General features: G+C 58.2%; 8 protein-coding genes. 1 reads left to right on the top strand and 7 read right to left on the bottom strand.

Going from position 1 to position 9,805, the window contains the following annotated elements; translation table 11 throughout:
- Nucleotides 1-125 precede the first annotated feature (125 nt).
- Together PseAD21_RS19665 and PseAD21_RS19660 are read right to left on the bottom strand one after the other, a co-directional pair.
- The gene (locus PseAD21_RS19665) at nt 126-893 is read right to left on the bottom strand and encodes an SDR family oxidoreductase (protein ID WP_007965755.1); all 768 of its coding nucleotides are present in this window, start codon (nt 891-893) and stop codon (nt 126-128) included.
- A 22-nt stretch (nt 894-915) separates the two neighbouring features.
- Nucleotides 916-1,983 (bottom strand): phosphotransferase family protein, encoded by a 1,068-nt coding sequence (locus tag PseAD21_RS19660; RefSeq protein WP_102357203.1) that lies wholly within the window; start codon nt 1,981-1,983, stop codon nt 916-918.
- A 190-nt stretch (nt 1,984-2,173) separates the two neighbouring features.
- On the opposite strand from PseAD21_RS19660, the gene PseAD21_RS19655 reads away from it, so the two are divergent.
- A complete protein-coding gene (locus PseAD21_RS19655; protein ID WP_025111444.1) occupies nt 2,174-2,569 on the top strand; it encodes a DUF4280 domain-containing protein in 396 nt (131 codons plus the stop codon).
- A 115-nt stretch (nt 2,570-2,684) separates the two neighbouring features.
- On the opposite strand, the gene PseAD21_RS19650 is transcribed toward PseAD21_RS19655, so the two are convergent.
- The 5 genes from PseAD21_RS19650 to tssH all read right to left on the bottom strand — a co-directional run bounded on the left by PseAD21_RS19650 (nt 2,685) and on the right by tssH (nt 9,805).
- A complete protein-coding gene (locus PseAD21_RS19650; protein ID WP_102357201.1) occupies nt 2,685-3,227 on the bottom strand; it encodes a toxin-antitoxin system YwqK family antitoxin in 543 nt (180 codons plus the stop codon).
- Nucleotides 3,228-3,239: 12 nt separating this feature from the next.
- Nucleotides 3,240-5,249 carry a type VI secretion system tip protein VgrG gene (tssI, locus tag PseAD21_RS19645; RefSeq protein ID WP_102357200.1) on the bottom strand — a complete coding sequence of 670 codons (2,010 nt, stop codon included), beginning with the start codon at nt 5,247-5,249 and terminating at the stop codon, nt 3,240-3,242.
- An 83-nt stretch (nt 5,250-5,332) separates the two neighbouring features.
- Nucleotides 5,333-6,214, bottom strand: a complete 882-nt coding sequence (locus tag PseAD21_RS19640; protein ID WP_102357198.1) for an F-box protein — start codon at nt 6,212-6,214, stop codon at nt 5,333-5,335.
- 57 nt (nt 6,215-6,271) lie between these two features.
- Nucleotides 6,272-7,234, bottom strand: a complete 963-nt coding sequence (locus tag PseAD21_RS19635; RefSeq protein WP_102357197.1) for a hypothetical protein — start codon at nt 7,232-7,234, stop codon at nt 6,272-6,274.
- Nucleotides 7,235-7,264: 30 nt separating this feature from the next.
- A complete protein-coding gene (gene tssH, locus PseAD21_RS19630) occupies nt 7,265-9,805 on the bottom strand; it encodes a type VI secretion system ATPase TssH (protein WP_102357195.1) in 2,541 nt (846 codons plus the stop codon).

Here is a 9,805-nt window from a genome sequence, read left to right as displayed (position 1 = left end):
TTAGGGCCCGGCCGAGATCAAGGGTGGGAGTGGGCTTGCTCACGAAGGGGGCCGGCACATCCCGCATCAATGTTGACTGAATCGACGCCTTCGCGCTCCCACAGGGTTATTGATTGTCAGCTGAATCAGGACAGGAACCCACCGTCGACATTCAGCGAAACCCCGGTGGTGTAGCTCGACGCGTCGCTCGCCAGGTACAACACCGCACCAGCCATTTCACTCGGATCGGCCACGCGCTTGAGCGGGATCTGCGTCAGCGCCTGCTTGAGGATCGCGTCATTTTTCACCAGTGCCGAAGCGAACTTGGTGTCGGTCAGGCCCGGCAACAGGGCGTTGCAGCGGATGCCGAACTGCGCGCACTCCTTGGCGAACACTTTGGTCATGTTGATCACCGCTGCCTTGGTCACCGAGTAGATGCCCTGGAACACGCCCGGTGAAATACCGTTGATCGACGCGACGTTGATGATGCTACCGCCGCCGTTTTCGCGCATCAGCTTGCCGGCTTCCACCGACATGAAGAAGTAGCCACGAATGTTCACATCGACAGTCTTCTGGAACGCGCCGAGGTCGGTGTCCAGCACATTACAGAACTGCGGGTTGGTCGCCGCGTTGTTCACCAGAATATCCAGACGTCCGAACTGTTCCTTGATCCCGGCGAAGACCTGACTGATCTGTTCCATTTCACCGATGTGGCAGGCCACGGCGGTGGCTTTGCCGCCGGCCGCGATGATCGCGTCGGCCACGTGCTGGCAGCCTTCGAGCTTGCGGCTCGAAACGATCACGTGGGCACCTTGCTGGGCCAGCAGTTTGGCGATGGCTTCGCCGATGCCGCGGCTGGCGCCGGAGACGAAAGCGATTTTGCCGTCGAGGTCGAACAACTGAGTCTTGGACATAGGGGTTCCTTGGTGTGGGCCGTCAGAGGCTCGATTTCGCAATGACCTGCAGGCTCATGTGCTCCAGCAGTTTGTTCATGTGAATGAACTGCGCGAAGCGTTTGTCCTGGGTCTGGCCGTGGTAGAAGCGGTAGTAGATCTGCTGCACGATGCCGGCCAGGCGGAACAGGCCGTAGGTGTAGTAGAAGTCGAAATTGTCGATCTGGATGCCCGAACGCTCGGCGTAGTAATCGACGAACTCGCGACGGGTCAGCATGCCCGGGGCGTGGCTCGGCTGGCGGCGCATCAGTTGCACCGGTGCCGGGTCGCCGGCTTCGATCCAGTAGGCGAGGGTGTTGCCCAGGTCCATCAGCGGGTCGCCGAGGGTGGTCAGTTCCCAGTCGAGCACGCCGATGATCTGCATCGGGTTGTCCGGGTCGAGGATCACGTTATCGAAGCGGTAGTCGTTGTGGACGATGCTCGAGGTCGGGTGGTCGGCCGGCATCTTGTCGTTGAGCCAGGCTTTGACCTTTTCCCAATGCGGCGCATCCGGGGTCAGGGCTTTTTCGTAGCGTTCGCTCCAGCCCTTGATCTGGCGGGCGACGTAGCCTTCCGGCTTGCCCAGATCGCCGAGGCCACAGGCGTTGTAGTCGACTCGATGCAGTTCGACGAAACGCTCGATGAAGCTCTTGCACAGCGCTCCGGTTTTCGCTGCATCGAGGCCCAGTTCCGGCGGCAGGTCGGAGCGCAGGATAATGCCCTTGACGCGTTCCATCACGTAGAACTCGGCACCGATCACCGACTCGTCGGTGCAGTGCACGTAGGCTTTGGGGCAGTACGGGAAACCGTCGCGCAACTGATTGAGGATGCGGAATTCGCGGCCCATGTCGTGGGCGGACTTGGCCTTGTGGCCGAACGGCGGCCGGCGCAGAACGAATTCCTGCTGCGGGTATTCCAGAAGGTAAGTCAGGTTCGACGCACCGCCGGGAAACTGGCTGATCGCAGGCAAGCCGGTCAGGCCCGGAATGTGCGCCTTGAGGTACGGATCGATCAGGCTGGCATCGAGTTCTTCGCCAGAGCGGATCCGGGTGGACTGGTCAGTAAGCGCCATGCTTATCCCTTCTGCTTATTTTGGAGGCCAGACATCATTGGCTAATCTAATGGGGCGCTCGGACGGTCACAAGCGCGGGTCGGTCTTATAGGTTAGCGTGTTGCCGGATAATCACCTTTGGGAATGTGCGCGACGGGCCACGGCAGACTAAGGTTTAGCGGGTATGCCGTGTCCAGCAAGGAGCTATGAAATGGGCTGTCCGCAAGTCTGTGCCAGCGCCACCCTGCAATGCAGTTTCGGCGCCGCCCCGGCGGTGCTCAACGTATTGCCGGTCAACCGCACGCTGACCGGCGGGATGCCGGCGGCGAACATCATGGATCACATACCGCTGGTCAATATCCTGCCGTTCGGGGTGTGCATGAGCATGGCCAATCCGATGGTGGCGGCAGCGACGGCTGCGGCGCTGGGCGTACTGACGCCGATGCCGTGCATCCCGGCGACCGCCACGCCGTGGATTCCCGGCGGCGCGCCGACACTGTTATTGGGCGGCATGCCGGCGATCGATGCCAACAGCACCTTGATGTGCAACTGGGCGGGGGTGATCAAGATCGTGATGCCGGGGCAGATGCAGATGCTCATCCCCTGAGAACTGTACTGAATGTGCGGGCCTCATCGCGAGCAGGCTCACTCCTACAAGTACGATGTTGACCCTGTAGGAGTGAGCCTGCTCGCGATAGCGTCGGTCCAGCCTGCAGAAAGCTTCATGCCTGCTGCGGATCCGCCCACCGCTGATACCACCAGCGCACCCGGGAAATCGGCTTGCCATCCGCCCCCAGCGGCCGCCCATCCTCGGCAAACCCTTGCTCAGGCTCCATCAACTGGCCGTTCAGATACCGCGCTTCTGCTGCCGGTTTGCCGTTGGGATGGAAGCGCTGATAACGCCCCTCACGCACGCCATCGCGATAAAACTCAGCCTCGGCCACCTGTCCATCGGCAAAGTAATTGAACGCCTCGCCATGCAACAACCCGCGCCGATACGTGGCCTTGCGCTGCAACCCGCCCTCGGCTGAATAGAAACTCGCCACCCCTTGCAGCTTGTCGTGCACGAACGGCATCTGCGCCGAGACCTTGCCGTTGGGGTGATAGAGCAGCGACATGCCCTGCAACTCACCCTGGTGGTAATTCAGATCGGCCTGCTGACGCCCGTCATCCTTGATCTGCAACGCGCCATCGAGCTGGCCGTCCTGCAGACGTCCCTTGAGTTGCTTGTCATCCTGCTGCAAATCCAGCGGTGTGATCGCCATGCCTGCTCCCGGTCAGTTGACCTGCACCAGCCCACCCTTGATGGTCAGCATGCCGCCGCCGTCCACGGTCTGTGAGGCCGCGCCCTTGTTGGTCAGGCTGATGCCAGCGTCGTTGGTCAGCGTCGTTCCGGCCTTGTTGTCCAGCGAAGTGCCGGCCTGATTGGTCATCGCGGTGCCGGCCTTTTGCGTGATCGAGGTGCTGGCCGAAGTTGCCAGGTCGGCACCGCTCTTGAGGGTGAAACTGCCGCCGCTTTGCAGGGTGAGGGTGCCGCTGACCTTGATCGTCAGGTTGCCGTCTACCGTCAGGCTGTAGTCGCCGGTGACCTTGTCGGTGTAGTTGCCGCCAGTGCTGTGGTTCTGGTCGGCGCCGACTTTTACCGTGCGGCTGTCCTTCACATCGAGGCTGTCGCTGCCGGTCTGAATCGTCACGCTGCGTTTGCCCTTTTCCAGGGTCACGGTCTCGTCGCCGTCCTTGACCGTGCGGGTGCGGGCGTTTTGTACGGTGAGTGTTTCGTCGTGGCCGACGGTGGCAGTGGTGTCGTTGAGTACGTTGATTTTCAGATCTTTCTGCGCCTGCAAAAAAACCTCTTCAGCGTCCTTCTTGTCCTCGAAGCGCAGCTCGTTGAAACCGCCACCACCCTTGGACGATTGAGTCTTGATCCCCGATTGGGTCTGATTGGCCGGCAGCGCGTAGGGCAGGGCGTTGTCGCCGTTGTACACGCAACCGGTCACCAGTGGCCGATCCGGATCGCCGTCGATAAAGGTCACGATGACTTCCTGACCGATGCGCGGCACGAACTGCATGCCAAACCCCTTGCCGCTCCAGGGCAACACCACGCGCACCCAGCAGGAACTGCTCTCATCGTTCTTGCCATCGCGATCCCAGGGGAATTGCAACTTGATCCGCCCGTATTCGTCGGTCCAGATTTCTTCGCCGGACTTGCCGACGACGATGGCGGTCTGTGGATGCATGCGCGGTTTGGGCGTGAGCCGTTGCGGGCGAAAGGGTGTGGCTTTGGGGATTGCTTCGAAGCGGTTGCGATAGCTTTCATGACTGGCGTCGTGGGTCACCCGCGTGACGACCCAATCGATGTTCAGGCTTGCGTCTTCGTGGCCGTCGAGGGTGAACCAATGGCCCGGAATCAGCCAGCGGCAGTCGCTCTCGCCGACAAAGCGTTTTTCCTCACTGCGCAAACCGTCGACGCGTTGCTTGGTCAACATATCGCCGCGAGCCTTGGCGTTGTAACCGCCGGGATGCTCATAGATCGAACGCGGCCCGGCCACCGCTTCGGCCTGGCCATAGAGCGAGGTGGTCGGCGTGGTGAATTCGTAATCCGTCGCCTTGTACACGCCGGCCACGGCTTGCACACACACCTGGCCTGAGCGGATGCCATGCAACTCACGCTCGCCCATTTGCTGGCCCAGATATTTGACCTTCGGCCCGTTGGGGATCTGTACGAAAGCATCGTTGCTGTCACCAAGCACCAGCGTGTGCTTGCCGTCCTCGTGGGTGAAAAACCAGAAGATGCCTTCCTCTTCCAGCAGCCGCGAGACAAAAGCAAAATCGGTTTCGCCATACTGCACGCAGTATTCGCGGGGCGTGTAGCTGCCGGTCAGCGAGAGTTTGAAATCGGTGAAACCGTGGGCCTTGAAGATTGTGGTGACGATGTCCGACGTGGCGAGGTTCTGGAACACGCGGTTGTTGCTGGCCAGGGTCAGCCACCAGAGCCAGGGTCTTAGCAACAACTGATAGCGCTCGGCGGTGGCGTCGGTGGGGAGTTGGCGGATCTCGGCGACCAAGGCATCGAGCGGACGCATCACAGAGTCGTTGTGAAAAGTTGTCGTGACGTGGCTGGCGACGGCGCTGGTGAGGGTGAGCGAGGTACCGTCGTTGAGGCCGTTGAGGGTTTGCGAAGCGAGCACGTTAAGGGCTTCGTCGCCGCAGAGCGACTCAGGGAACAGCGCCGACAGCGAGGTGGCGGTGAGGGCAAGCGTGGTGCTGCTGTCGGTGGCACGGGGCATGGATCGATCCTTGAGTGGAGATACTGCGTTAATTCATCTTTTGAATAATAGGGGGGGTATTGAATGCTTAAAGACTACCGTATTCAGTCCCAGCGCCCATACTTCAATGAGCCAAGCAGCATGGCTGCTTCATCGATGGTGTCCATGATCATGTCAATCTGCTCCTGCATTACAAGATTCAGGTTTTCGGCAGTTAATGCTTGGCCGTTGTACGTGATTAGTAAGCTGTCGAGTGTGTTGTTGTTTCTGTTCCACAGGTCTGGGATGAGTCGGCTTCTAATGTTTGTATAGGGGGCTCTTGGAGGTCTTAATATAATCAGTTGATGGTTTTCAGCGTTTCTTAATTTGTGCGGTGTTTCTTCGGGGGCTGCTAAGTCTACGGTATATCCAGCGGAAAGGATTTGCAGTATTTCTCTTGCGTAAATGGCGGGTCTGGTAATCAAGGCTCGATGGTTCACATTGCCTTCGATAAAATTTGATTGCTTCGTAGGGAGCGATACTAGAAAGAATGGCAGTCTGGAGTAAATGCCGCCCAGTATCCAGGCTGCTGTTTTTTCCACGGTCCAAAATGGGGTGATCTGGTTGTGTTCAAGATTGAATCTTGATCGGCCCTGTGCTGTTGAGGGTACGGTGGATTTTTTCTCTTTTGTAGTTAGATTGTCTTTGTCCGAGTTTCGGTATAAAAAAATTTGCTGGAAAGTTCTGGGTGATACTCTGATTCCGAAACATTGCTCAAGCGTAAGGTGGGCTGCCACGGAGTGCTGTAATGCGGTAATGGGGGTTACTGTTTTTCCGCGAGGAGTGACCGGCGTGGCGTCGGAAATATACTGGATGTTGGACAGTAGCGTTATTGAGCGTAGTGCGTAGAAACGCTTGCTTGTCTGGGCTATTCTGGCCAGATCCATGTCAGACAGATAATCAAGGATTGCAATGATCAAACTTTGATGAAGATCCGTTATGTCCATGGTCCTTTCCTGCTAAAAGCAACTGTGCTTATGGTCCGTCAGCCAAATGTATATGGCTCAGTGATGGAGTCCCCGATCAGTGAGGTGATGTGCAAGAAAACCTCTGCATGAGTCGCAAGGGAGCATTAAATCGCCTTTGCTTCTTTTGTTATTGAGTGCGTAGTGTTCCGGCATGAGATCAGAACCCAACCATACGACAACCACGCTGTCATATTGAAATGCCCGGTCCGCGAACAGTTTTGATTCGGCGCAGTTTTTAACGGTCAGCTTCGCTGGTTTGCCTGAGGGTGTTTTGAATTCGTTGACGAAAGTTGACCATAAGTCATTGGCGGCCGGTAATAGTGATATCTCGCCACCGCTAAATAGTTGCAGGGTATTTTTCGCGGCTGTAGTTTGGTCAATCGAGCTCTCGGCGTTTTCTTTTTTTCCGGAGAAAGCGATTTTTATGGTGTTCTCGCCTTTTAGCTTTCCTACTGCGAAGCAGCCTGATGGCAACTCTATGTCTTTGATGAGGTGAAAGAATGCGCGGGCGAAGTAAAGTGTTTGGTCATTTGGAGCTGGGCAAAAAGTAGTCAGTGGGATGGTTGAGTCGCTTAGGCCTTTGTTGCACACGTCATCAAATGTTTCTTTGTCAAACAGGCTGAGAATGTTTGTTCTGGTCTGCTTTTCATTTGCTAGAGCGAGTGCGTATTCGTTAATTATCGATTGTGGTGCGGCGATGCCAGTGGTAGTTGCGTGCTTCGTATTTAATAGCGCTTTTTTATTCCAGGCGGCAAACACGATTTCTTTACAGGCGCTGGCTGCGGTTGTGAGTTCGGCGGTTTTTATTATTTCGGGCGCTCTCAGGTAACTGCCTTCAGCAAGCGCTGAAGGTGCCGCTACGGTATGGTTTACTTTGCACGTTTCACATTCTATTTTTCCGTCAATAGTCGTTTTTGCAATATAGGTGAAACAAGTGGCTGCTGGCGGTGGATAGACTTTGTAGGTTTCATTTTTCCAAATAAGGTTTACGTCTGCCATTTGAAAACTCCTTGTATTAAAGTTGATGCGTTATTCCAACACCCACTCCGCCAACTTCCCCGTCACCTGCGTCATCAACACATTCTCGACATCCCGCGCCCCCGCCGCGCTGCACTTGGCGAGCACCGCCTTGACGATGCCCGAATCAAACTCGAACTGCTTGCCGGTTGCAGCCTTATAGCGCCCGCGCAATTTCTCCAGCTTCGCCAGCACAATCCCTTCCAGCGTCGCTTCATCCAGCGGCCGATACGCAACCACGGTCATGCGCGCCAGAAACGCCGGGCGGAAGGCTTGCAGCAGGACTTTGTGCAGCGCTTCGTTGAAGGTTTCGGAGCCGAGTTGCGCCACGGGGGTGTCGAGCAACAGTTCAGCGCCGACGTTGCTGGTGGCGAGCATCACGGTGTTTTTGAAGTCCACCACCAACCCGGTGCCGTCCTCCATCAAGCCCTTGTCGAACACGTTGTAAAACGCTTCCAGCACATCCGGGTGCGCCTTTTCGATTTCATCCAGCAACACCACCGAATACGGTTTGCGCCTGACCGCTTCAGTCAGCACGCCGCCGCTGCCATAACCGACATAACCGGGCGGCGCGCCTTTGAGTTGGCTGACGGTGTGCGCTTCCTGGTATTCGGAGAGGTTGATGCTGATCAGGTTGCGTTCGCCGCCATATAAAGCATCCGCTAGCGCATACGCGGTTTCGGTTTTGCCGACGCCGGTGGGGCCGACCAGCAGGAACACACCGACCGGTTTTTGCGGATCGGTGAGCCCGGCGCGATAAGCCTGCAAACGCTGGGCGATGGTGTTCAGCGCGATGCTTTGGCCCATCACCCGTTGGCCCATGCGCTGGCCGAGTGTGCGCACGGCGTGGGCTTCGTCAGCGAGCATTTTGCCGACGGGGATGCCAGTCCAGCCTGCAATGACGGCGGCGACGGTTTTGGTGTCGACTTGCTCGGGCACCAGCGGATCGTCTTGGCGGATCGCATCCAGTCCCGCCTCAAGGCGCAGCAACTCAGCGGCCAGATGATCGATGCGACTGTCAGTCGCTTCATCGGGTTTGTCACTGTCGGCGCGCTCACTCAAGTCGAGCAACTCTCGACGAGTGTCGAGCAGTTCGCGCACGGCTACACGCTCTTCACCCCAACGGGTTTCCAGTTCGCGGATGGCTTGAACGTTGCCGCCAGATTCGGTTTCCAGCAGGGTAATGCGCTCACGGTGATCCAGCCCCGTGGCTTGCTCACGCCGCAAACGCTCGACTTCATCCTTGAGGCTGTTTTGCCGGTGACGCAGGCTCTCCAGTGGTGGCGGAACGTCGTGCTGGCCGAGGGCGACCCGGGCGCACGCGGTATCGAGGACGCTGATGGCTTTGTCCGGCAACTGGCGACCGGAGATGTAGCGGTGCGAGAGTTTTACCGCCTCATGGATCGCGGCGTCGAGCACCTGCACGCCATGGTGCTGTTCCAGTTTGGCGGCGACACCCCGAAGCATTTCCACGGCGGTGATTTCGTCCGGTTCCTCAACCTGCACCAGTTGAAAGCGGCGGGCGAGGGCCGGGTCTTTCTCGAAATATTTTTTGTATTCCATCCACGTGGTGGCGGCCAATGTGCGCAACTCGCCACGGGCAAGCGCCGGTTTGAGCAGGTTGGCTGCATCGCTGCCACCCTCGGCGCCGCCGGCACCGATCAGGGTGTGGGCTTCGTCGATGAACAGGATGATCGGTTTATCGGCGTTACGTACCGCGTCGATCACGCCTTTCAAGCGTTGTTCGAATTCGCCTTTCACCCCGGCGCCGGCCTGCAACAAACCCAGGTCGAGCACGCGCAGGCTGACTTCCTGCAGCGAGGGTGGCACGTCGCCGGCGGCGATGCGCAAGGCCAGGCCTTCGACCACGGCGGTTTTACCGACGCCAGGAGCTCCGACCAGAATCGGATTGTTCTGCCGGCGCCGAAGAAGAATGTCGATGCACTGACGGATTTCGCCATCACGACCAACAATCGGATCAATGCGCCCGGCGTGGGCGTCGGCAGTCAGATCCTGAGTGTACTGATCCAGCACCGAGTCCTGCCGTGGCACGGGATTTCCAGAGGACACGGAACGCGGGCCGACATGTTCGCGAGAGTTTTCCGTCCACTCCAGCAGATTGGCCCGTAGTGCTTCTTTTGGAATCCGCAGCAACGACGAAGCACTGTTGAGCAACAGACTGCGGCGCTCATCGCGGTCGATCAACGCCAGCAGCAAAAGCCCGGAACGAATACTGTCGAGCCCCAGCACGCTGGCCTGCACCACCGCATCTTCCAGCAACCCCAGCGTGTGCGAGGACAACGCCGGCGTGCGCGTGCTGCCAGCCTTGAACAGGTCCAGCGCCTTGTTGATCTCCGCCGTCAGCGCATCGCGTTCCAGACCGAAACGCGGCAGCAGAAAAGCAAAGTCCCCGCCCTCGATGTCGAGCAGTTCCAGCAACAGGTGTTCGATCTCGACAAAATGATGCCCGCGTTGCAGACAACGCTGGGCGGCGCGTTCGAGGGCGCGGCGGTTGTCCGGGTTGAGGCGTCCAATCAGGCTGGCCAGTTCCAT

It is taken from the genome of Pseudomonas sp. AD21, assembly GCF_002878485.1.
Taxonomy (GTDB): Bacteria; Pseudomonadota; Gammaproteobacteria; order Pseudomonadales; family Pseudomonadaceae; genus Aquipseudomonas.
Note: the sequence above shows the minus strand (reverse complement) of the source record. Positions and strands in the feature narration are given on the sequence as shown.

What these genes read in the sequence shown, in the direction of transcription:
- PseAD21_RS19665 (WP_007965755.1), bottom strand. Translation starts at nt 893, where the DNA reads ATGTCCAAGACTCAGTTGTTCGACCTCGACGGCAAAATCGCTTTCGTC.
- PseAD21_RS19660 (WP_102357203.1), bottom strand. Translation starts at nt 1,983, where the DNA reads ATGGCGCTTACTGACCAGTCCACCCGGATCCGCTCTGGCGAAGAACTC.
- PseAD21_RS19655 (WP_025111444.1), top strand. Translation starts at nt 2,174, where the DNA reads ATGGGCTGTCCGCAAGTCTGTGCCAGCGCCACCCTGCAATGCAGTTTC.
- PseAD21_RS19650 (WP_102357201.1), bottom strand. Translation starts at nt 3,227, where the DNA reads ATGGCGATCACACCGCTGGATTTGCAGCAGGATGACAAGCAACTCAAG.
- tssI (WP_102357200.1), bottom strand. Translation starts at nt 5,249, where the DNA reads ATGCCCCGTGCCACCGACAGCAGCACCACGCTTGCCCTCACCGCCACC.
- PseAD21_RS19640 (WP_102357198.1), bottom strand. Translation starts at nt 6,214, where the DNA reads ATGGACATAACGGATCTTCATCAAAGTTTGATCATTGCAATCCTTGAT.
- PseAD21_RS19635 (WP_102357197.1), bottom strand. Translation starts at nt 7,234, where the DNA reads ATGGCAGACGTAAACCTTATTTGGAAAAATGAAACCTACAAAGTCTAT.
- tssH (WP_102357195.1), bottom strand. Translation starts at nt 9,805, where the DNA reads ATGGAACTGGCCAGCCTGATTGGACGCCTCAACCCGGACAACCGCCGC.